This is a genomic window from Oryzihumus leptocrescens (genome assembly GCF_006716205.1).
GTDB classification, from domain to species: domain Bacteria; phylum Actinomycetota; class Actinomycetes; order Actinomycetales; family Dermatophilaceae; genus Oryzihumus; species Oryzihumus leptocrescens.
On record NZ_VFOQ01000001.1, the window covers coordinates 3,217,078 to 3,238,077 of the forward strand.

The 21,000-nt window shown below is 70.3% G+C and carries 22 protein-coding genes and 1 tRNA gene; 8 read left to right on the plus strand and 15 right to left on the minus strand.

The features are described 5' to 3' along the window. Positions 1-151 precede the first annotated feature (151 nt). Positions 152-2,056, minus strand: a complete 1,905-nt coding sequence (locus FB474_RS15180; protein WP_141789404.1) for a hypothetical protein — start codon at positions 2,054-2,056, stop codon at positions 152-154. Between the two features lie 272 nt (positions 2,057-2,328). On the opposite strand from FB474_RS15180, the gene FB474_RS15185 reads away from it, so the two are divergent. Further along, positions 2,329-3,006 (plus strand): alpha/beta fold hydrolase, encoded by a 678-nt coding sequence (locus FB474_RS15185; protein WP_141789405.1) that lies wholly within the window; start codon positions 2,329-2,331, stop codon positions 3,004-3,006. A 128-nt stretch (positions 3,007-3,134) separates the two neighbouring features. Here FB474_RS15185 and FB474_RS15190 read toward each other — a convergent pair whose 3' ends face one another. Further along, positions 3,135-4,061 carry an alkaline phosphatase family protein gene (locus FB474_RS15190; protein WP_185746189.1) on the minus strand — a complete coding sequence of 309 codons (927 nt, stop codon included), beginning with the start codon at positions 4,059-4,061 and terminating at the stop codon, positions 3,135-3,137. A 292-nt stretch (positions 4,062-4,353) separates the two neighbouring features. Beyond that, on the minus strand, positions 4,354-4,635 hold the full coding sequence (locus tag FB474_RS15195; RefSeq protein ID WP_141789407.1) for a hypothetical protein: 282 nt from the start codon (positions 4,633-4,635) through the stop codon (positions 4,354-4,356). Between the two features lie 257 nt (positions 4,636-4,892). Between FB474_RS15195 and FB474_RS15200 the strand changes: the two genes are divergently transcribed. Together FB474_RS15200 and FB474_RS15205 are read left to right on the plus strand one after the other, a co-directional pair. Then, on the plus strand, positions 4,893-5,414 hold the full coding sequence (locus FB474_RS15200) for a GNAT family N-acetyltransferase (protein WP_141789408.1): 522 nt from the start codon (positions 4,893-4,895) through the stop codon (positions 5,412-5,414). 673 nt (positions 5,415-6,087) lie between these two features. Further along, complete coding sequence (locus FB474_RS15205) at positions 6,088-6,309, plus strand: hypothetical protein (RefSeq protein ID WP_141789409.1); 222 nt, start codon at positions 6,088-6,090, stop codon at positions 6,307-6,309. Here FB474_RS15205 and FB474_RS15210 read toward each other — a convergent pair. Both FB474_RS15210 and FB474_RS15215 read right to left on the minus strand, forming a co-directional pair. Next, positions 6,299-6,682 (minus strand): hypothetical protein, encoded by a 384-nt coding sequence (locus FB474_RS15210; RefSeq protein WP_141789410.1) that lies wholly within the window; start codon positions 6,680-6,682, stop codon positions 6,299-6,301. The two genes, FB474_RS15205 and FB474_RS15210, sit on opposite strands and share 11 nt — an antisense overlap. Before the next feature lie 8 nt (positions 6,683-6,690). After that, on the minus strand, positions 6,691-6,993 hold the full coding sequence (locus tag FB474_RS15215; RefSeq protein WP_141789411.1) for a three-helix bundle dimerization domain-containing protein: 303 nt from the start codon (positions 6,991-6,993) through the stop codon (positions 6,691-6,693). Positions 6,994-7,215: 222 nt separating this feature from the next. On the opposite strand from FB474_RS15215, the gene FB474_RS15220 reads away from it, so the two are divergent. Beyond that, positions 7,216-7,488, plus strand: a complete 273-nt coding sequence (locus tag FB474_RS15220) for a hypothetical protein (protein ID WP_141789412.1) — start codon at positions 7,216-7,218, stop codon at positions 7,486-7,488. Positions 7,489-7,585: 97 nt separating this feature from the next. Continuing rightward, positions 7,586-8,017: an SRPBCC family protein gene (locus FB474_RS15225; protein WP_141789413.1), complete on the plus strand. Its 432-nt coding sequence runs from the start codon at positions 7,586-7,588 to the stop codon at positions 8,015-8,017. Here the strand turns inward: FB474_RS15225 and FB474_RS15230 are convergent, their stop codons facing one another. The 5 genes from FB474_RS15230 to FB474_RS15250 all read right to left on the minus strand — a co-directional run bounded on the left by FB474_RS15230 (position 8,018) and on the right by FB474_RS15250 (position 12,317). Then, positions 8,018-8,233, minus strand: coding sequence for a hypothetical protein (locus FB474_RS15230; RefSeq protein WP_141789414.1), 216 nt, complete (start codon positions 8,231-8,233; stop codon positions 8,018-8,020). 373 nt (positions 8,234-8,606) lie between these two features. Further along, on the minus strand, positions 8,607-9,578 hold the full coding sequence (sigJ, locus tag FB474_RS15235; protein ID WP_141789415.1) for an RNA polymerase sigma factor SigJ: 972 nt from the start codon (positions 9,576-9,578) through the stop codon (positions 8,607-8,609). After that, complete coding sequence (locus FB474_RS15240) at positions 9,575-10,540, minus strand: NAD-dependent epimerase/dehydratase family protein (RefSeq protein WP_141789416.1); 966 nt, start codon at positions 10,538-10,540, stop codon at positions 9,575-9,577. Before FB474_RS15240 ends, sigJ begins: the two co-directional genes overlap by 4 nt. Before the next feature lie 521 nt (positions 10,541-11,061). Beyond that, positions 11,062-11,562, minus strand: a complete 501-nt coding sequence (locus FB474_RS15245; RefSeq protein WP_141789417.1) for a hypothetical protein — start codon at positions 11,560-11,562, stop codon at positions 11,062-11,064. Between the two features lie 20 nt (positions 11,563-11,582). Then, the gene (locus FB474_RS15250; protein WP_141789418.1) at positions 11,583-12,317 is read right to left on the minus strand and encodes a hypothetical protein; all 735 of its coding nucleotides are present in this window, start codon (positions 12,315-12,317) and stop codon (positions 11,583-11,585) included. 192 nt (positions 12,318-12,509) lie between these two features. Between FB474_RS15250 and FB474_RS20835 the strand changes: the two genes are divergently transcribed. Both FB474_RS20835 and FB474_RS15255 read left to right on the plus strand, forming a co-directional pair. Beyond that, on the plus strand, positions 12,510-12,659 hold the full coding sequence (locus tag FB474_RS20835; RefSeq protein ID WP_185746190.1) for a hypothetical protein: 150 nt from the start codon (positions 12,510-12,512) through the stop codon (positions 12,657-12,659). A 60-nt stretch (positions 12,660-12,719) separates the two neighbouring features. Beyond that, complete coding sequence (locus FB474_RS15255) at positions 12,720-14,441, plus strand: alpha/beta hydrolase (RefSeq protein WP_141789419.1); 1,722 nt, start codon at positions 12,720-12,722, stop codon at positions 14,439-14,441. A gap of 23 nt (positions 14,442-14,464) precedes the next feature. Here the strand turns inward: FB474_RS15255 and FB474_RS15260 are convergent, their stop codons facing one another. Further along, on the minus strand, positions 14,465-15,166 hold the full coding sequence (locus FB474_RS15260) for a CPBP family intramembrane glutamic endopeptidase (protein WP_141789420.1): 702 nt from the start codon (positions 15,164-15,166) through the stop codon (positions 14,465-14,467). 297 nt (positions 15,167-15,463) lie between these two features. Continuing rightward, positions 15,464-15,544 (minus strand) — tRNA-Tyr (locus tag FB474_RS15265). 123 nt (positions 15,545-15,667) lie between these two features. Here FB474_RS15265 and FB474_RS15270 point away from each other — a divergent pair. Beyond that, complete coding sequence (locus tag FB474_RS15270; protein WP_141789421.1) at positions 15,668-16,162, plus strand: YajQ family cyclic di-GMP-binding protein; 495 nt, start codon at positions 15,668-15,670, stop codon at positions 16,160-16,162. 122 nt (positions 16,163-16,284) lie between these two features. Here the strand turns inward: FB474_RS15270 and FB474_RS15275 are convergent, their stop codons facing one another. The 3 genes from FB474_RS15275 to htpX form a co-directional block, all read right to left on the minus strand. Beyond that, positions 16,285-17,355 (minus strand): alkene reductase, encoded by a 1,071-nt coding sequence (locus FB474_RS15275; protein ID WP_141789422.1) that lies wholly within the window; start codon positions 17,353-17,355, stop codon positions 16,285-16,287. 159 nt (positions 17,356-17,514) lie between these two features. Then, positions 17,515-20,010 (minus strand): aminopeptidase N, encoded by a 2,496-nt coding sequence (gene pepN, locus FB474_RS15280; RefSeq protein ID WP_141789423.1) that lies wholly within the window; start codon positions 20,008-20,010, stop codon positions 17,515-17,517. A gap of 100 nt (positions 20,011-20,110) precedes the next feature. Then, positions 20,111-20,989 carry a zinc metalloprotease HtpX gene (gene htpX / locus FB474_RS15285; protein ID WP_141790033.1) on the minus strand — a complete coding sequence of 293 codons (879 nt, stop codon included), beginning with the start codon at positions 20,987-20,989 and terminating at the stop codon, positions 20,111-20,113. Between the last annotated feature and the right edge of the window lie 11 nt (positions 20,990-21,000).

A 21,000-nucleotide genomic window follows, 5' to 3' on the forward strand; every position in this document is an offset into this window, starting at 1 on the left:
TGCGCGTAACTCGCGTCCGGCACAGGCACGAAAAGGCCCCGCCCGGCTGTTGCCGGACGGGGCCCTCGCGGTGCACGGGTCCCTGGTGGGTCAGGACGAAGAGGTCGTGGTCCACGACCCCGGTGCGGAACAGAGCGCTGCCAAGCCAGGCTCATCCGAGCTGCAGCTCCATCCAGTTGAGGTTGATGGACCCGGCGTCGTCTGCGCCTCGCCCGATGGTGACCAGGTTCAGACCGCCCTCGAGCCGCAGCTGGCTGCTCTGGTCCTGCCAGCTGTCCCACGTCGTGGTGGACGGGAAGGTGACGCGCCGGGGCCCATCGACGATCGTGCGGTCGGCGCGCTCGCTGGAGACGGTCATGGTGCTCGGGACGGTCAGGCCGTTCGCGTATCGCCACCGCACGGCATACGTGCCGGCGCGAGGAGCCTGCACCGCGAACGTGACCAGCGGGTCTCCGGGGTCTCCACCGGCTTCAAGCTTGTCCACGAAGCCCGACCCGACGTAGCCGGCGTGGTTGTTGTTGAAGTTCGCCCCGCCGCCCCAGGCCGCCCACGCCGCGTGGAAGCGCGGGGTCGGGCGCTGCGGAGTGACGTGGAACAGCGCACAGGCGTGGGGTGCCAGGGTCGCCCGGGCCTCGGTGCACACGCCCAGGTTGCGCCTGGCCCAGACGTCCCTGACCTGGGCCGCGCCCGCGATTCCCAGGTCGTGGCTGAAGTGCAGCGCCTTGTCCACGGTCGCCGTGTCATCCCGGTTGAACAGGGCGACGACCCATGACCCGTCGGGCAGCTGGCCGGCCCAACGCTCGCTGTCGCGCGACCCTGGGTCCACCGAGTAGGGAGTTCCGTTGTAGTACAAGGGTTTGCCGACCAGGCCCTTGCGGTGCAGGTCGAGCACTTCGGGCTGGGTGAAGACCCAGCCGGTGGAGCCGATGTCGGAGTGCAGGTCGGCTATCGCGATCGGCGATCCCGCGATCGTCATCAACGTCACGGCCGTCTTGCGTTCTTCGTCGGTGGCGAAGGTGTGGGCGCGCAGGAAGTCACCGTCGAGGATGAGCTGGCCGCGCCCGGCCCGGTGCGACCACCCGGTGAAGCCGCAGAACGGGTTGAACCAGTTGGGCCAGGCGTCCTGCCACCCTTGTCGACCTCCGCTGAGCCGGTCCCAGCCACCCTTGTCGGCGTCGGCGTTGATCCGCACGAGGTCACCGTTCGCGAGCTCCGCGGAGGCATTGTCGAACAGGTGCGGCATGACCAGCGACACTTCCATCGGGTCGCCGGCCGCCTCGTTGATCCAGTGCAGGGCCGTGAGGTAGTTCGCCCGGCCGTGCGCCGCGTTGACCTGCCCGATGTTGGCGTCCATGCCGTTCTCGTACCAGGACAGGAAGTCGACGCGCAGGTACGGAACCCCCATCGCCTTGAAGTACTCGACGTACCCCTGGACGTACTCCCTGGCACCCGGCCTGGTGACGTCGACCCAGTACAGGGTGTTGCCACCGATGTCCCTGGCGAAGAAGTCGCCATGGTCCACGATGTCGGCGATCTTGACGTCGGGCCGTCCCGCGACGGTCTTGGTCGGGTCCTCGACCGCGGCCCGGTGCACCCACAGCGGGTTGTAGTACACGCCCAGGCTCATCCGGCGTCGGGCGAGGTATGCCGCCCAGTAGGTCCAGTCGTGGGTCCACGAGTCGTTGTAGCTCGTGATGTACCCGTGCTGGGTAGTGCGCGACGAGCCCTCGATCCACCCGTCCGTACAGGCCATGTCGTATCCGCTCGGCGCGAACTCGCTGGCCAGCCAGTCGATGTTCGCCTTCCACTCGTCCTCGGGGATGGGCGCGTTGTGGGGGAAGGACCAGCCGTAGATGTTCCAGTACAGCGGGCCGGGGCCGCTGCGGGTCCAGGGGCTGTTGCGGCTCACTCGCGCCAGCGGCGCGGCCGACGTCGCTGCGTGGGGCGCCGCAGCCGCCCGCACCGTGGCCGCGTACGCCGGGTCGGCCAGCTCGAGTGCCGTGGCTACCGAGATGAGGCCACCGGAGGCCAGCAGCGCGCGTCGGGAGATCGCCATTGATCATGCTCCTTCAGGAGGTTCATGGGTGTGGCTCATGGGTGAAATGCGGCATTTGTCCCACCGACCTTCCTCTTCGGATCTGGATGCGTCAACCACCTGGTTCAGCCCTGACCCGATGATTTAGGCGCTGGAGCGGATCGCGGCGACGGCCCGGGCCGCGCCGACTGACCACTCGTGACGTCCTGTGCCGGCGTTTGTGGGGTGGCAGACGTCGCCGTCCGTTAACCCGGCACTGTTCCACTGCTGCGGTGATCGGTTCGCGCTCAGTGATGGTTGGCGGAAGCGAGTTCGGATTCCTGGTCGCCGGTGAGGGGAAGGATTCGGTCCCGGTCCTGCTGCTCCACGCGGTTGGGGAGACCAGCGAGAGCTGGATGCACTTCTTGTCCCGCTGGGGGCGCCGGGGTGGCCTGGCTTACGCGCTCGACCTCCGGGGCCATGGCCGCTCGGTGTGGAGCGGCCCGTACGGGCTGGAGACGTTCGCCCGGGACGTCCTCGGGTTCATGGACTCCATGGACCTGTCCGTGGTCGATGTGGTCGGGCACGCAAACGGCGGACTGGTGGGGTGCCTGGTGGCGGCGCGGGCACCGGAACGGGTGCGCAAGCTGGTCCTTGAAGACGTGGGTATCCCCTGTCCGCGGGAGCCGGTGGTGCTGGAGAAACCGACCGTGCCGCTGGACTTCGACTGGGACATGGTCGCCCGGGTGCGAGTACAGGTCGACAACCCGGATTCACGGTGGGCCTCCTGGGCGGCCACGATTCAGGCGGACACCCTCGTCGTGGGGGGTGGTCCGTCCAGCTGCGTGCCACAGGAGCACGTCGGTGAGATGGCCGGGACGATCCCCGGCGCGCAGCTGGTGACGATCGCCGGCGGGCACACGGTCCACGAGTCGCGGCCGGAGCACTTCTCGGTCGAGGTGATCGCGCACCTGACGGCGGAGGCCAGGTAGGCGGGGTGGCGACCGCCGGGCTCATCCGATGACGAGGGTTGCCTCGTCCGCGTCGTCGGCATACCCGGGTCCCCCACGGCTTGGTTCGGTGTGGTGGGTGGCGCGGGGCGGCATACGGGGTGTTGTCATCAGAACCCGAGGTCGCCGCGCATGCTGCTGGCTGAGGTCGCGTTGCCCAGCCGTGCCAGGCCGAGCATGTCCTCGGTCGTGGCCAGCTGGCTGTAGTGGGAGTAGAACGTGCCCGATCGCGTGCCCGGGACGATGCTCGGCGCGATGACGATGGTGGCGACGTGGCAGGACGCGTCGGTGGCCGCGTTGGTGGGGTCAAGGCAGTTCTCGCCCTGGTAGTTCGCGGTGGTGCTCTTCGGGCCGTTGCCCTCGTCCCAGGTGAGGAAGATGGCCGTGCGGCCAGCCGCGTAGGTCGGGCTGTTGACGATCTTGGAGATCTCGGCGTTGAGCCAAGTGTCCCCGTTCGTCAGGGCGGAGGCGACGGGGTTGTTGTGCATGTTGTGGGCGTTGTCGGCGCCGATGAAGGCAAAGGTCGGCAACGCGTTGTTGCTGAGGTCTGTGTCGAGCTGGGTCTCGGGGACGTCCCAGGAGGGGCAGTCGGCCTTGGTGTCGGTGAACCACACTGGCGGGTTGTGCACCTTGGAGTAGTTGCCGGAATTGGTGCGGAAGCAGTTCGCCGGCATGGACTGCAGGTAGGCCCGCCAGGTCTTACCGCGGGCCCGGAGCTGGCCGAAGATCGTGGGTGGGGTGCCCTTGACCAGACCGCCAGAGCTCATCGCGATGTAGTCCCCGAGCGAGTTGTGGGTCTCGGGGTGGAAGTTCGTCGCGAGCCCGCAGCCAGGGATCAGCGTCTGGTTGATGAAAGGCGCGTACTTCGACCCGACGACCGTGTTGTAGTTCTTGTCCTCGTCGACGATCCAGATCACGTGGTCATACACCGCCGGAGCCGTTGCGGCTGTGCCGCAGGGCTGCGGCGCGGCTGCCGCGGCGGGAGCGACGGCGCCTGAGGCTGCGCTGAGACCGAGCAGCAGGGCGAATACCGGCATGGCAGACGTACGCAGCATGAAGACCCCCGATGAACAAGAAGCGTAGATGTGACGGTCGCCTGCCCCGCCCGCCCAGGATGTGGGATGCCCCAGGCCCGGCACGAGATTAGGACCAACCCCGGCGCCCACACCTGCGACCAAAAACGCGGGGCGCGCTACGTCTCCTGATGGTCGACGGATACCCGCGTGCCGGCGTTGGCGCGCTGCCCAACGGACCGATGCACCGGGCCGTCAGCTGGCCGGCTGCGGAACCAGGGCAAGGTTGGCTGCGCTGTGCGGGCTCATCCGTCTCTCAGCGGTGCAGGTTCCTGATGAAGTCGGCGGCTGCGATGTCCCCGCGCTCCTGCACCCGGGCTGCGACGAGCCACATCGCCTGCTCCGCGTCCAGCGCCTCGATGTCGCTGACGGTTACCTCGCCCTTGGCCAAGGCGAGCACGATCGGGTTGAGAAATGCCAGCTCGGCCTCGTCGCGCTGCCTGAGTGCCTGCCGGATTCGGCTCGGAAGGTCCATTGTCGTGGCGGTGGGCTCAGCGCCACTGCCGCGGTCGTCGGAGGCCATGGCCGTCGGGTTCACGCAGCCAACCGTGGACCTCCTGGGTGAGCGCCCTTCGACGGCAGGATGAACGAGACCCAGCGCATAGGTGTTCGTTGTCGGCGCTCGCGGCCCCGTGCCATGCATCGGCATCGGTCGGTCCGAATTCGGGTGGTTCGGCGACGCCGTTCACGACCCGTCAGCGGTCCAGGGGGCGCCGCGAGACCCCCGGGCACGACTGGTCCCAGGCTTTACACGGGGCTCATCCGTGGTTCACACGCCCCCGGCAGGCTCGGGTCATGACTCGCCAGCTCGTGCCCATCACATCGGCTTGGCCATGCGACCGCCTGGTGCACCTGGCCTCCGAGCGGGACATCCCTGCCATCGAGGCCCTGCATCAGCGGTGTTCCACGGAGGCGCTCACCGGCCGATACCTTGGTTTCCCGCCCCCACGCGCGATCGAAACGCTGCTGCGCAAGACAGAGACCTACGTCGTCCCCGGTGACGACGAGATCCTGGCCATGGGCAATCTGGCCCTGCGCCATGACGGTGATGCGAGGTGGGCCGAGGTTGCCGTCCTGGTTCGAGACGATCACCAGCGCCACGGTCACGGCACGGACCTCATCCGGGCCATGGCCGGGGCCGCGAAGGGACGTGGGGCTCGCGAGCTCGCGACCATCACCCGGCCGGGAAGCGAGTTGGCGGCCCGGGTGATGAGCCGGTCCCTGGGACCCGTGTCCGTCAGGATCGAAGACGGTCTGGCGACCGTCACCTGCAGCCTCTACGGAACCCGCTCCCTCGTAGCGGTCGAGTCCGGCTGAGGGCACGCGCCCTCGGCTGAGCTGCCTCTACGTAAGCGCCTGACGCAGCGTGGCGTGTCTGTGGGATAGCGCCAGATGAGCTTCCTCGTCACGGCGGGTTCGCCGCGGCTAGAGCATGTGGCCTGTCGGGGAGCGTGAGCTGGTGACGCCGGTCAAGGACACGTGCAGATGTCTCTCCTCGGGTTGCCTGCGGGCGATGGCCACACCCATTTGCTCGATGAGCAGGTTCACGGCCGCCTGCTGGGGCGCGACGTGAGGCCACATTGCCGATGCCGAGGCCTCTCGTGCCCAGATTCCTCCGGCAATGAGGGCTCGGTTGATGCGTATCTGGATGCCGCCTTCCAGGAGTGCCCCGAGCCACGACTCCAGGTAGATCAATCCGTTCAGGTCATCGACGTGCGCGTCTGGTGCACAGACGTCGGGCTGGTACGGAAGAGCGTGTACGGCTGGTCGATCAAGGTTGCGCTGTTCATCGGAGGGGACGGTAGGGGTGAGGCGTTAACGGGAGGTGACCTGCGCGAGCCCGGAAGCCGGTCGGCATGGAACGGCGGATCCGTGGCGATGGTTCGCGCTGGTCAGGCCCGGCATTCACATCGGCGTTGCCTGCCGATCACTGTGGGGGTCGAGGGTGAGGCGCCCGTTCAGAGATGGCGTGTTGGAGGCTGGAGTGAGCATGGAGCTGGACCTGGGGGTATCGACGGATCTGCCGACCCGGCTTCGTCGGGCGATCGCCCACAACGATGCCCAGGAACTGGAGATCCTCAACCCGATCATCCGGGGGCTCACGCAGGGAGTGATCCGGTTGAGCGAGATCGAGGCGCTGGACGCCGAGGTGGCCCGACGGCTGGTCTTCGCGCGGGAGAAAGCCCGCGCCGCCAAGCGGCCTAGGGGTTGAACTCGACTCGCGTCCACGGCACGGAGCCGAGCCAGTCGGGGCGGTCGAGCGCCCAGCCCGCCACGAGGTGGTGGGCGGACTCGATGTCGCCGACCACGGTGTGGAAATGCCTCTCGGGGCTGCCCGCGCGGTGCTCGACCTCCCAGCCCGGATCGGCCTCGGTGCGCAGCACCTGCACGTACGTCTGGCCCGAGCGGTCGTCGAGTCGTTCAACGATCAGGCAGCTGCCCTCGCCGGCGTCGATGTCCTCCAGGAGCCCGAGCAGCTCAGTGTCCGAGGGGTCGTCCAGCACGGCCCCGCGATCGGTGGCGGCCCGCAGCCGCCCTTCAACGGCCCGGTATGCCGTGGGGTCGGGGTGGCCTCCGGCCGGCATGGCGTTGGTCAGCCCGCCGAGGAGGCTGCCGAAGCGACTCCGCTGGCGTCAGCCCTGCCCGGCACGGCCCCACCTGGTGTGAGGGTGACCGAACGCAGGTCGCTACTGGCGTAGCGATGGACCAGCAGCGGCAGGAACGTGCGCACCCGCGCATCGGCGAAACGGGCGACCACCTCGTCCAGAACCCGATCCACCACCTCTGCCCCGGCGAGCAGGTCGAAGTCCCGGTGAAGTTGGGCGGCGACCTCGCGGAAATCGGGATGCAGCCCGTGGCGGATCCGGGAACTGAACGGGGTCGAGACCTGATCCATGCCTGATGGTCACGTGCGATCTCGCGCCCTCGCAATCCCCCAAACGTCCCGGGTCGGGCAGCTGCTGGCTCGCCCCGGTCCTCGCCCGGATGGGGTTGTTTGCGAGGTTGCGCAGCGCTCTTCCGCGCGACGTTCCCACCGTTCATGCCGCTGACGCGGGGTGCACACCCGGTCATTGCATCGTGGAGGGCCCAGACGAGGTCGATCCGAGGGAGTGCCCCGATGAACGTCACCACGGTCGCCGAGGCGTCTGAAGTCCGGGTCACCCCTGACCTTCCCAGCCGGATCCGCCGCGCCATCGCCCACCAGGACCGGGCCGAGCTTGACCTGCTCCAGCCACTCATCCGCGCCCTGGCCTATCGCGAGGTCACCGTGGGCGAGGTCAAGGCCCTGGACGCCCAACAGGCGCTGTGGCTCGTGGCAGAACGTGAGAAGGAGGACGGCGGATCGGCTCGCGCCCGCCGCTGGAGCAGTCCTGGCACCACCGCTGGCTGAGGCCACAGGAGGTGCCATCCGGGGCGGACGATGGCCGCTCCGCAAGAGCGGGCAACGATGGTCTTCGCAGGGGCGATGCACAGCTTGGAGCAACCCCATGCCACAGGCGCAACGCTCGGTCCTCATCGGCCGTCCAGTTGAGGACGTCTTCGCGTTCTTCACCGATCCCGCCAACGACCACCGGTGGCGACCCCAAGTCATCAGCACCGCGAGCCAGGGACCGCCGGTCGTCGGGGAGAGGATCCGCGTGGTCGTGAACGGCCACGGCGGCCGCGGGGTCCCGGCGGACGTCGAGGTGACGGCCTACGAACCGGCGAGCCGCTACGCGTTCAGGGCCACCGAGGGGCGGGTGCGTCCCAGAGGGGAGTACCGCTTCGCCCCGTACGGCTCCGGCACTGAGGTCACGTTCCTCCTCGACGCCGAGGTCCCTGGCCTTCGGAAGGTGTTCATGAGCGCCCGGGTCCAGAAGTCCATGGACGGTGAGATGAAGGCGCTCGACACGGCCAAACGACTGCTCGAGCTGGGCTGATCAGCCGACCCCATCCGGGGGCGCGGACTCGACGTCGTCAAGGGGCGGCCCGTCCTCGCGCCGCTGGAGCTCGCTGCGAACGTCGAAGTACCGCGACAGGCCCTCGTCCATGTCACCCATCGTGGGGCGCTCAAGCGTGTCGGAGGCCTGGGCGAGACGGGCCTCGTACAACCGCTGAAGCGCCTTTGCCTCGGCGACCAGTTCCTCGATTGTCATCAGCTCGACCGGCCGCATGGCCCAACCATAGGCGGCCACCACCACAGGAAGCCCCAACCCACGGTGGGCGAGGCCGCCGCCACGCCTGCGTCTGCACCTCGCTTGCCACTGGTGTCCCGCCAACCCAGGTGGGGTTGTGCGCCTCGTTCGCCAACTGCTCGATGGGGCTCTTGCAGGCGGCTTCCTTGAGCATCGCGACAAGCCTGCCGCAGAGGCGAATCCTCATCGCCGTGACATCCCGGTGGGAACACCTAAAGACGCCGGCCCGACGACCCAGGCTGACACACGTCGCGGCGATCTCCTTGTTGAAATCCACGGGTTGCCCGCCCGCTGACCGGTACGCGGCGGGGCCGAGGCCCCGCCGCGTCGCACCTCAGTCGCCGGGCCGGGCGCCGCCCAGCTGACGAACGAGGGCGTTGGCGTCGCCGACGGGGCCGAGGTGAACGAGCTTGTCCGGGTTGACGACCGCGCGGACGCCCGCGACCCGGCCGTCGAGGATGTCGAGGGCCCAGACGGCGAGCAGCTGACCGTCGACGAGGAACATCGCGCCCGGGTCGCCGTTGACCTCGGCGAGCCGGATCTCCATCTCGGGAAGGCGGCGCAGCACGCGCAGCCAGTTGGTCAGCGTGTGCGCGACCCGGCTGCGGCCGCGCTGCGAGCGAGCAAGCGAGGGTGCCTTGCCACCGCCGTCGCCGACGAGCTCGACGTCGTGCGCGAGCAGCGACTCGAGCCCTGCCAGGTCGCCCTCCTGGGCGGCGGCGAAGAACCGGCTCGCAAGCTCGGTCTGCTGCTCGCGCGTCGTCGTGAACCGCGGTCGCCGCTCCACGACGTGCCGTCGCGCCCGAACGGCGAGCTGGCGCACGTTCGCCTCGCCCTTGCCGACGATCTCCGCGACCTCGCCGTACCCGTAGCCGAACACGTCGTGCAGCAGCAGCACTGCCCGCTGTTCCGGCGAAAGGCTCTCGAGCAGCACGAGCAGCGCCATCGACAACGAGTCGGCGGTCTCCGCCTGTCGCGCCGGGTCGGAGCCAGCCCCGGAGCCGTCGGTGAGGATCGGCTCCGGCAGCCAGTCTCCGACATACCGCTCTCGACGCACCCGTGCCGACCGCAGCTCGTCCATGGCGAGCCGGGTGGTGACGGTGGCCGTGAAGGCCCGTAGCGAGACGATCCGTTCGCCGGACTCGAGCGAGCGGTGCACCCGCAGCAGGGCCTCCTGCACCACATCCTCTGCCTCGGCAACGCTGCCCAGCATCCGGTACGCGATCCCGAAGGCCGCCGGCCTCAGGTCAGCCAGCAGCCGCTCCCGGTCGGGAGCAGCCGCCGGCGACTCGCGCTCGTCGGTCACGCCGCGGCGTCGGTTTCGGCCCGGGCCGAAACGGCCAGCTCGCGGAAGCCGTCCCGCCACGTGGCGTGGGCCGGGGTCCAGCCCAGTTCACGCTTGGCCTTGGCGTTGGACGCGCCCCGTAGCTGGGTCATCATCACGGCCCCGGTCTCGCCGGCGAACAGTTTCCCGACGAACCGCGGTACGCGCATCGGTGCCTTGGCGCCCAGCGACTCGGCCAGGACCGTCAGCCACGTTGACACCCGCGCCGGCTCGTCGTCGACGACGTTGTAGACACCGGGCGCGCCGCACTCGACCGCGGCCACGGTCGCTTCCGCCGCGTCGGCGATGTGGATGAACGACCACACCCCGCCACCGTCACCGACGATCGGGAACTTCCGCTGGCGGACGGCGTCGGTCTGCTCGCCGTCCGGGCCGAGCGAGGTGTGCGGGCCGTAGAAGCCGCCGTAGCGCAGGACGAGACCGTGCGTCCACGTCGCGGCGAGCACCGTGTCCTCGACGTGCCGGATGGCCCCGACGGTCTGCTCCATCCCGGGCGGCGGCTGGGTGCCGAACGGGTCGTCCTCGGACTTCACCGGACCACCTACCCGGTCGTACCCGGCGAAGAAGCTCTGCGCGACGAACCGCTCCACCCCGACCGCCTGAGCTGCCGAGAGCAGGTGGTCCGTGCCCTCGGTCCGCAGCCGGTTGGTCTGCGCGAACGCCCGGTCGAAGTGCCGCATGTCCATCGGCCCGATCGAGGTCAACTGGTGCACGACCACGTCCGGTCGCGCCGTGGCAACCGCCCGCGCCACCTGGTCGGGGTCGAGCGCGTCGGCCACCACGGGTACGGCCCCGAGCTCCCGCAGGAAACCCTGCTTCGACTCGCTGCGAGTCATCGCATGGACCTCGTGCCCGGCCCGCACCAGGCGCGGCACCAGCTGCCGCCCCATCGCACCGGTCGCTCCTGCCACGAACACCCTCATCACACACTCCTTCGTCGGTTCCCTGCGTACACCACCCAGACGAGACAGCAGCCCATCCTGTGACACTTGGGCGCGAAACGGGGGAAGACGTACGGCCTGGCCGCCGTCGTGGGACGGCGGCCGCGTGCGGGGGCGACGCACCGGTCACACCTCCGCGGTCACCGGGAGCTGTGATCCACAGTTCTCCTCTGCGTCATCGGTGCCGCCAAGGTCGGCATGGGAACCACCGCGCCGGGTTGCGGCACCGTCTCGCCACGAGAATGGCGTCAGAGTTCCGGAGCGGACCGATGGCCTTCCCGGCCACCGGCCGGACGAAGCCAAAGGTAGGTATTCGGTGCCTCGCGCATCTGCCGCGCGTTGCCCAGTTCGCTGCGCGCGGGACCGCATTCCAGCTCGCACTGCTCGCCGGCGGCGAGGTCGACGGACACTTCCGGGCTCGGCAGACCCCGTGAGTGCGGAACGGCCCCCAGACGGGACTGGCGACCCCGCCAGCGCCGGCAGAGGCTCGCGGGTCGAGGCCGTTAGCCAATCTGCGTCAGGGTTTGATACATCGAGGGACACCCGGTGGGTTGGTGCGCCCGGCGGGCCAGGACGTCTGCGGTGGCCCGGGTTGCGAAGCTCAGGTCGAACGATGCGTTCCCGCGCTTCCACGCCGTGCCGCCCTCGAAGGCGCCCGGACGGTCCTGGTGGCTGCCCGGGTCGGCCGCCCAGCCCCGTGCCGTCAGGGCCCGGGCGAACCACGCCTCGACCGAGGCCGGCGCGTCCCGCGTGCACGCGTACACGGTGATCGTCGCCGGCGAAGGCCCGTCCACCTGGTTGCGCGCCTTCTCCTCGTCGCGCTGGTACTCCACCGCGCCCGGGTACGTCAGCCTCGCGCCGGGGGTGGCCTTGAGGTCGCCGAGGCTGGGGTGGGGCTCGCCGCAGCCAGCCAGCACGACGGCGGCGACGAGCGGGACGACGGGGCCGGCCAGGTGGGCGACGCGCAGGCGGGCGCCGGTTGCCGGCCGCGTGGCACGCGGCACGGGGGGTCGGCGCCGTCGGCTCACTTGACCGTGAACACCTTCCACCCGGATGCCTGCAGGATGAGCACCAGTGTGCCGTCCTTGGACGGCTTGTTGGCGTAGGTCAGGTGGATCGGCACGTTAGCCCAGGTGACCCCGGCGCCGTTGGTGCTCACCGTTGGGGCGTCTGCGCTCGCGCCGGCCAGTCCCTGCGCCTCGGGTGCCTGGGCCATGCCCTCGGCGAACTTCGCCTCGCTCAGCCCGCTGCGCAGGTCGGAGTCGGCCATCGCGTACAGGGCGGCCCAGTCGCGGGCCTTGAGCTCGGACAGGTACGCCGAGGCGGCGTCGCTCGCGGACTGCGAGTCCGACGCCGGCTCTGTGACGATGTTCGTCAGCGCGTCGTCGATCCACACCCGGACCGAGGCGGTGCCGTGCGCCGGGTCGACGTGACCGACCACGCGCAAGTGGACTGCCTGCCCCGCGCCCTGCTGGCGGTACCCCACGCCGAACTCGGTATCGAGGATGGCGTCGGCGTCCCGGGTGCCGCCACCGTCATACCGCAACTGGGTGGATTGGGGAGACTCGACGGTGACGCTCGCCCGCCCGGTCGGCCATACGAGGCCGACATGCGGGATGGCGACGACGAAGTTGCCGCGGGCGACCGAGGCCGGGTCGAGCTGGACTCGCAGGTAGTCCCCGGATCGGAGGTCGAGGTAGCCCTGGGTGAGCTGGCTCGTGGTGGGCGCGGCGTGGGCGGCCGGTGCGCGGCCAACCATCGGGCGGTGGCGCTGACCTTCCGGTCCGAGGCCTGCCCGGGCGTCGGCGGCACCACCATCGACGCCGCCCAGGCACGGCCTGACCATCGTCGGTCACGAACATCATCCCGCCGGGAGGACGCCCCGCGAGGTGGCACCGCGGGAGCCTGATCACCTCGTGGTGGCACGGGGCTAGGGCAGCGGGTGGTCGTGATGGCGTTTGTGGATGGGATCGTCGTCGCCTCGGTCGGCTTGATGCTCGCGCTGATCTTCCTCATGGCTGGGGCAGCCATCGTCCTCATCATCCCGGAGGCGTTGATGCACTGGGTGCGTCGACACCGCAACAGCCATCGGACCGTCTAGGTGTCCGAAGCGGTGGAGTCCGGACACGAAGCCATGGCTGCCGAGCCGACCGGCTCCGGAATGACAACCCCCGCCGCGCCGACCGGGCCGGGAGGGTCTGAGACCGGCAACGACACTGGCAGCACGGATGTCGCTGCGCGCGGGCCGGGCAGGCTTCGCCGCCTGGGGCACGTCACCCTCCCGGGGAGCTGGGGGGCACTCCTCGCCGGGTGCCTGTCGTTCACGCCCTCACTGCTCCCCCGCGGGGGCCTGATCCAGGGGCTGGTCTGGGGCATCACCGCAGCCATCGGCTACGGCCTGGGCGTCGTGGGTGGGTGGGTGTGGCGGGCGTTCGCAGACCGTGAAGCCCGGTCGCCCCGCAGCTGGGCATGGCCGGCCTTCCTGGTCAGCAGCGCAGTCCTCGTGCCCCTCTCCTTCGGACTTGGCCAGTACTGGCAGCACCAGATCCGGGCGCTGATGGGCGTGACGGACTACAACGTCGCGCTGGTCGTGCTGTCCCCGTTCGTCGCGGCCGTCACCTTTGCCGTCATCCTCCTGATCGGCCGCGGGCTGCGGCGCCTGTACCGGTGGGCGGCCGGGCTGCTGACGAGGTGGGTCGGCCCGCGCGCCGCCAGGGCCGTGGGATGGGTGCTCGTCGTCGGCCTGACCTGGCTGGTCGTGAGCGGCCTGCTCCTGGACGGGTTCGTCGCCGTGGCCGACAAGGCCTTCTCCCTGCGCGACACCACCACTGCCGAGGGAGTGCACCAGCCGACGACCGCCCTGCGCGCCGGCGGTCCGGGGTCGGTCGTGCCGTGGGACACCCTGGGCTACCAGGGGCGCACGTTCGCCGGGCTCGGCCCGTCACCCACGGACATCGAGAAGGTCACCGGCCACAGCGCGATGGAACCCATCCGGGTGTATGCCGGCCTCGCGTCGGCGCCGGACGCCGAGGCCCGGGCGGCCCTGGCGGTTCGGGACCTGCAGCGGGCCGGCGGGTTCGCGCGGAAGAACCTGCTCGTGGTCACCACCACGGGCAGCGGCTGGGTAGACCCTGCCCTCGTGGACACCTTCGAGTACCTCACCGGTGGGAACTCAGCCACGGTGGCCATCCAGTACTCCTACCTGCCGTCCTGGATCTCCTACTTGGTCGACCAGTCCAAGGCCAGGGAGGCGGGCCGGGCACTGTTCGACGCCGTCTACGACCCGTGGTCGAAGCTGCCGGCCGGGCAGCGGCCTCGGCTGTTCGTGGCCGGGGAGAGCCTGGGCTCCTTCGGCGGGGAGACGGCGTTCAGTGGCGAGTACGACCTGCGCAACCGCACCAACGGCACCCTGTTCGCCGGCCCACCCAACTTCAACACGCTGTTCCGCGAGTTCAGCGACAACCGCGCACCGGCAAGCCCGGAGATCCAGCCCGTATACAAGGACGGCCGCACCGTCCGGTTCACCAGCAACCCCGCCGCCGGGATCCCCCCGCAGGACCAGCCCTGGTCGGGCAGCCGCGTGCTGTACCTGATGCACCCTTCGGACCCCATCGTCTGGTGGAGCCCGAACCTCATCCTCCACCGACCCGCGTGGATGAGCGAGCTGCCCGGTAAGGACGTGCTGGCGGGGATCGTCTGGATCCCGTTCGTGAGCTTCTGGCAGGTGACCGCCGACCTGCCGTTCTCCACCGGCGTGCCGCCCGGGCACGGGCACAAGTACACCAGCGAGTACGTGGACGGGTGGGCGGCGGTCCTGCAGCCTGCCGGCGTCACCGAGCAGGAGCTGGCCGCCGTGCGCCAGGCCGTCGCCAACGTCGACTGAAGCCCCGCCCGGCCTCCCCTCCGTCACGGCAGGCGACCGTGCAGCACCGCCCACGCCGCGACCAGGGCGAGCCCGTTGGTCGCGACGTGGGCCAGGACCGGGGCGACCAGGCTCCGCGACCGCAACCGCAGCCAGGCGAACGCCAGTCCCGCCACGAAGGTCACGACCACAGCCCCAACCACCAACGCAACCTGGCCCGCCGCATGCGAGGACGCGCCAGAGACCGCGGCGTTGTCCGCCATCGTCTGCAGCGTCGGCTGGACGTGCCAGAGCCCGAACAGCACCGCCGTGACCACACCGGCGCGCCGGGGACCCCACAGCGCTGACGCTGACCCCAGGAGCACCCCCCGGAAAGCGAACTCCTCCGGGATGGCCGTCAACAGCACCACGGTCACCAGCAGCTCGTACAGCAGGTGCCCCCCGGAGATCTCCCCCCGTTGGTCATGGAGCGCCGCTCTGGCCATCGGAATCTCCGCGGCCAGCGCGAGCGCGATGCCCACCGCCGCGAAGGCGACCACGCCGTACCGCAGCCCGGCGGGCAGGGCCGCCGGTTCCAGGCCGAGGTCGGCGAGGGAGGCCCCGGACCACGCCGCGACCAGCGCGAGCGCCGCGAGGAGCACCGGGACCGACACACCGGGCGGCCCCGCCAGTCCCAGACCCCTCAGCACGGTGAAGGCGAGGAGGACCGCCACGGTCAGCAGGAAGCAGCGCCCCGGGGTCCTCACGCACCCGATGACAGCAGCCGCGAACGTCTGCGCACGTCATCCAGCAGGGATGGGCGTGAATCAGCTGAGATGGCCAGCCCTATCCGAGGGTGCGGGCGCGATGCCATCGAGCGGCGGCCCATCCTCACGCCGCTGGAGCTCGCTGCGAACGGCCACTCCCCTGAGATCGGGCGTCCGAGGCCGCGTATAGGCCGCGTACAGCCATCGTCAGCCGGATCCCGCCGGGCACACCCGGACGGAAAAGAGGTCGGCCCCCGTGCTGAGCTCGTGCTCAGCCGGGGGCCGATCTGCACTGGGTGGCAGGTGAAGGATTCGAACCTTCGTAGCTTTCGCGACGGATTTACAGTCCGCTTCCATTGGCCGCTCGGACAACCTGCCGTGTGCGGTGTGAAGGATAGCAACGACACCACGCCCGGAGCCAAATCGAGTCGGCGTGGCAGGCTTGGACCCGAGCCCGATCCCCGCGAGCGCCCAGCGCTTCGCCCACCCGAAGGAGCAGCCATGGCCGACTCATCGTTCGACGTCGTCAGCAAGGTCGACAAGCAGGAGGTCAGCAACGCGCTGAACCAGGCCGAGAAGGAGATCTCGCAGCGCTACGACTTCAAGGGCGTGGGCGCCTCGATCGAGTGGTCCGGCGAGAAGATCCTCATGAAGGCCAACTCCGAGGAGCGCGTGCGCGCGGTCCTCGACGTGTTCCAGACCAAGCTGATCAAGCGCAACGTCTCGCTCAAGGCGCTTGACCTCGGCGACGGCGACCCCAAGCCGTCCGGCAAGGAGTACCGCCTCGAGGCCTCGCTCAAGGACGGCATCAGCCAGGAGGACGCCAAGAAGATCTCCAAGCTGATCCGCGAGCAGGGCCCCAAGAACGTCAAGCCGCTGATCCAGGGCGACGAGCTGCGGGTGACCGGCAAGTCCCGCGACGACCTGCAGGCCGTGCAGCAGCTGCTCAAGGGCGCCGACCTCGACGTGGCGCTGCAGTTCGTCAACTACCGCTGACGTGCAGCTCGGCCACACCCGCTGGCCCGACGCACGAGGGCCCCGCACCGTGACGGTGCGGGGCCCTCGCGTTGTATGCCGGGTGGCTGGGTGCCGGCCGCTCGGCATACCGGGGGTGCGGGTCAGGCCGCGGACTCCTCCAGCGTCGGGTAGTCGACGTAGCCCTTGGCGCCACCGGCGTAGAACGTGTCCATGTCGGGGTCTGCCAGCGGGGCGTCGGCCTTCAGCCGCTCGACCAGGTCGGGGTTGGAGATGAAGGCCCGGCCGATGGAGAACAGCTCGCCGCGGTCCTGGGCCAGGGCCTCCTGGGCCGTGGACAGGTCGCTGGAGCCGGCGAAGCCGGTGTTGACGATGACGGTGCCGTCGAAGCCCTCGCGCAGCGCGGACGCGACCTCACCGGACGGGTCGTCGATGACGTGCAGGTAGGCCAGGCCCAGCGGCTTGATGCCGGCGAGGAGCTCGGCGTAGGTCTGCGCCGCCTCGGTCTCGTGGATGTCGTTGAAGTCGCCACCCGGGGACAGGCGGATGCCGACACGCTCCGCGCCGATGGCCTCGACGACGGCCTGCGTGACCTCGATGACGAAGCGGGCGCGGTTCTCCGGGGAGCCGCCGTACTCGTCGGTGCGCTGGTTGGTGTTGTCGGAGAGGAACTGCTGCAGCAGGTAGCCGTTGGCGGCGTGCAGCTCGACGCCGTCCAGGCCGGCCGCGACCGCGCGGCGGGCGGCGTCGACGTACTCGGCCACGATGCCCGGCAGCTCGGCGGTCTCGAGGGCGCGCGGGGTCTCGAACGGCTTGAGGCCCTCGGGGGTGAACACCTCACCGGCGGGCTTGACCTCGGACGGGGCCACCGGCTGGGTGCCGATCAGCGCGGGGTGGGAGATGCGCCCGGCGTGCATGATCTGGGCGAAGACCACGCCGCCCTCGGCGTGCACGGCGTCGGCGACCTTGCGCCAGCCCTCGACCTGCTCGTCGGAGTGCAGGCCGGGCGTGTGCGGGTAGCCCTGCCCGGTCGACGACGGCTGGACGCCCTCGGTGACGATGAGGCCGGCGCCGGCACGCTGGCCGTAGTAGGTGGCCATGATGTCGGTCGGGACACCGTCGGCGTCGGCGCGGTTGCGCGTCATCGGCGCCATGACGATGCGGTTGCTCAGCTCGTGCGGGCCGAGGGAGAACGGGGCGAACACGTCGCTCACGGGAGGCTCACCATCCTGGGGGGAAGAAGGTCGGGTTTGTCCTACCCCAGTGCCAAGACGATTGAAGCGTGAACGATTCCGGCCCCCGGGCGTGAGCAGTCTCACGCCCGGGGGCCGGAGGGGTATCGCGGGTGGTCACCCACGAGGTCGGGTCACCGCTCAGGCGCCCCAGGTCGCCCGGGAGGTCACCGCCTCGCGCAGCTGCGAGCCGGTGTCGACCATCGCGCGGTGGACCGCGGGGGTGAGCGTGCCACCGGCCAGGGCCTGCTCGAGCAGCTCGAGGGTGGCCGGCTCGACGACGACCGACGGGAAGGCCGGCTTGGCCACGTTGTTCAGCGCGTCCTCGCCGACCCGCCCGGCCATCGCCGGCACGTCGGTGAAGTAGCGCTCGGCGTAGGGGCGCACGAGGTCGAGCTGGCCGGCCTGCCAGAAGCCCTGGGCGAGCCAGACCATCTCGTAGTTGGACCGGTCGTGGTCGCCGGTGATCTGCTCCCACGCCCATGCCTTGGCCTCCGCCGTCGGCCGGGCGGCCTTGGCGTAGAGCGCCTGGAGGCCGCCCTGCATGGTGTTGTCCCGCTCCAGCGCCGCGTCGATCTCGGCCTCGCCGACGGCACCGCGCCCGGCGAGGTTGCGCAGGACCAGCCAGCGCAGGTCGTTGTCACCGGCCAGGCCCTCCGGCACGCCCTCTCCCGCCGCCCAGCGCCGGAGCAGCTCGACGTCGTCGCTGGTCCGCGCCAGGTAGCGCGCGGCCAGCAGGGCGGTGGTCGAGCCGGGCTCGGCGCGCTCGAGCAGCGTCGCCGCCGCCCGGGCCACCACCTGGGTGGCGGCCTCCTGCTCGGCGGCCGGGAGGAACTGCGGGATGATCCGGCCGACCATCTGGATGGCCATGCGGGACAGGATCGACTCGTGCGTCTCCAGGGCCCACGCGCCCTCGAAGACCCGCAGCATCTGCCGCGGGTCGACGGTGCCGAGGCACACGCCGTCGACGAGCGCGGTCCACACGACCGCCCGGGCCTGGCCGTCGGGGATCTGCGCCAGCTCGGTGGGCAGCGCCTCCACCGTGGCGGGGTCGAGGGTGACCGTGGCCCAGGTCAGGTCGGCGGCGTTGGGCACGACCACGCGGGCTGCCGGAGCGCCGACCAGGTCGGGCAGCGTCATGTCGTCCCGGTCGAGCACGGTCTCCACGCGGAACACCTCCTCGCCGCCGGACCAGCCGGCCACGTCGAGGCTGTGCGGACGGTCGGCGGGGTAGTCCTTGGGCCGGGTGCGGCGCAGGCTCGCCCCCGCGATGACGCCGTCGCCGGTCTCGAGGTCGAGCTCGATGGTGTCCAGCTGGGCGGTGCGCAGCCACGCGTCGGCCCACGCGTCGAGGTCCTTGCCGCTGGCCCGCTCCATGGCACCGAGGAAGTCGGCGAGGTCGGCGTTGCCGAAGGAGTGCGTGGTCAGGTGGTCGCGGACGCCGGCGAGGAACGCCTCGTCACCGATGTAGGCGATGAGCTGGCGCAGGGTGGCCGCGCCCTTGGCGTAGGAGATGCCGTCGAAGTTCTGCAGCGCCGTGTCACCGTCGGGCGCCGGGGACCCCGCGACCGGGTGGGTGGACGGCATCCGCTCCGCGGCGTAGCCCCACGCCTTGCGTGCCACCGAGGAGTCGATCCAGGCGTCGTCGAAGCCGCAGCCCTCGAACGTCGTGCGGTGGGCCATGTACTCCGCGAACGACTCGTTGAGCCACAGGTCGTCCCACCACTTCATCGTCACCAGGTCGCCGAACCACATGTGGGCGCACTCGTGGGCGATGGTGTTGGTGCGGGTCAGGACCTCCTCATGGGTGGCCCCGTCGCGGAACAGGTAGGGGTCGCGCAGCGTCACGCAGCCGGGGTTCTCCATCGCGCCGGCGTTGAACTCCGGGACGAACACCTGGTGGTACTCCCCGAACGGGTACCGGATCCCGAACAGCGAGTGGTAGTAGTCCAGCGACTGCTTGGTGACGGTCATCATCTGCTCGGCGTCGCGCTCGAGCGCCTCCCGCAGCGACGCGCGGGCGTGGATGCCCAGCGGGATGCCGTCGTGCTCGGCCTTGACCGAGACGTAGGGGCCGGCGCAGACGGTGACGAAGTAGGTGGCCAGCGGCGGCGTGGTCGCCAGGGTCCACTGCCCCTCGGAGGTCTGGGTCGCCGCCCCGTTGCCGACGACCAGCCAGTCCGAGGGCGCCTGCACCCGCACGTCGTAGGGGGCCTTGAGGTCGGGCTGGTCGAAGCAGGCGAACACCCGCGGCGCCGCGTCGAGGAACAGGTGGCCGTAGACGTAGTGCCGCCCGTCGGCGGAGTCGACCGCCCGGTGCAGGCCCTGCCCGTCCTTGCTGTAGGCCATCGTCGCCACGACGGTGACCTCGTTCTCGGCCTGCAGGTCCTCCAGGACGACCCGCTGGCCGCGCACCGCCGAGGGGTCGACCTCCTTGCCGTTCAAGGTGATCGAGTGCACCTCGACCGCCTTGACGTCGAGGAAGGTCGACGCACCCGGCTCGCGGGAGGTGAACCGCACCGTCGAGGTCGACCCGAAGGTCCTCTCCCCCGCGTCGAGGTTCAGGGAGACGTCGTATGCCGTGACGTCGATGAGCGCCGAACGCGCCTCTGCTTCAACTCGTGTCAAGCTCGCCATGGGCTCACCTAACCAGAGGCCCCGGCGGGGTTGTCACCGGTTTGCGCCGACAGCGCAGCGGCGGGGCCCTGTCGGGACCCCGCCGCACGTCGTCGGCCGTTCAGTGGCCGCGGTAGCCGGTTGCCATCGCCTCCAGCCGGGCGATCCGCTCGGCCATCGGCGGGTGGGTGGAGAAGAACCGGGACACGTCCTGGGTGCGGAACGGGTTGGCGATCATCATGTGGCTGGCGTTGACGATGTCGCGCTGGGGGGCCAGCGGCGCCTGCGAGACCCCGATCTCGAGCTTGCGCAGCGCGGAGGCAAGCGCCAGCGGGTCGCCGGTCAGGGACGCGCCGTCCTCGTCGGCGTCGTACTCCCGGGTGCGGCTGATCGCCATCTGGATCATCCCGGCGGCCAGCGGCGCGAGCAGCGCCATGGCCAGCATGGCGATCGGGTTGCCGCCCTCCTCGTTGTCCCGGCCTCCACCGCCGAACATGCCGAAGAACATGAAGAACTGGGCGATGCTCGTGATGACGCCGGCGATCGCCGCGGCGACCGAGGCGGTGAAGATGTCGCGGTTGTAGACGTGCATCAGCTCGTGCCCGAGCACGCCGCGCAGCTCACGCTCGTCGAGCAGGCGCAGGATCCCCTCGGTGCAGCACACCGCGGCGTTCTGCGGGTTGCGCCCGGTGGCGAAGGCGTTCGGCGCCTCGGTCGGCGAGATGTACAGCCGCGGCATCGGCTTCCCCGCCCGGGTCGACAGCTCGCGCACGACGCGGTACATCACCGGCGCCTGTGCCTCGCTGACCGGGTAGGCGTGCATGGCGCGGATCGCCAGCTTGTCACTGTTCCAGTAGCCGTAGGCAGTGGTGCCGACACCGATCAGCGCGAACAGCCAGATGTACCTGCCCCCGGCGACCAGCGAGCCCACGGCGAGCAGGAGAGCCCAGATGCCGCCGAACAGCAGGGCGGTCTTGAGCCCGTTGTAGTGCTTGTGCATGCCCAGTCCAA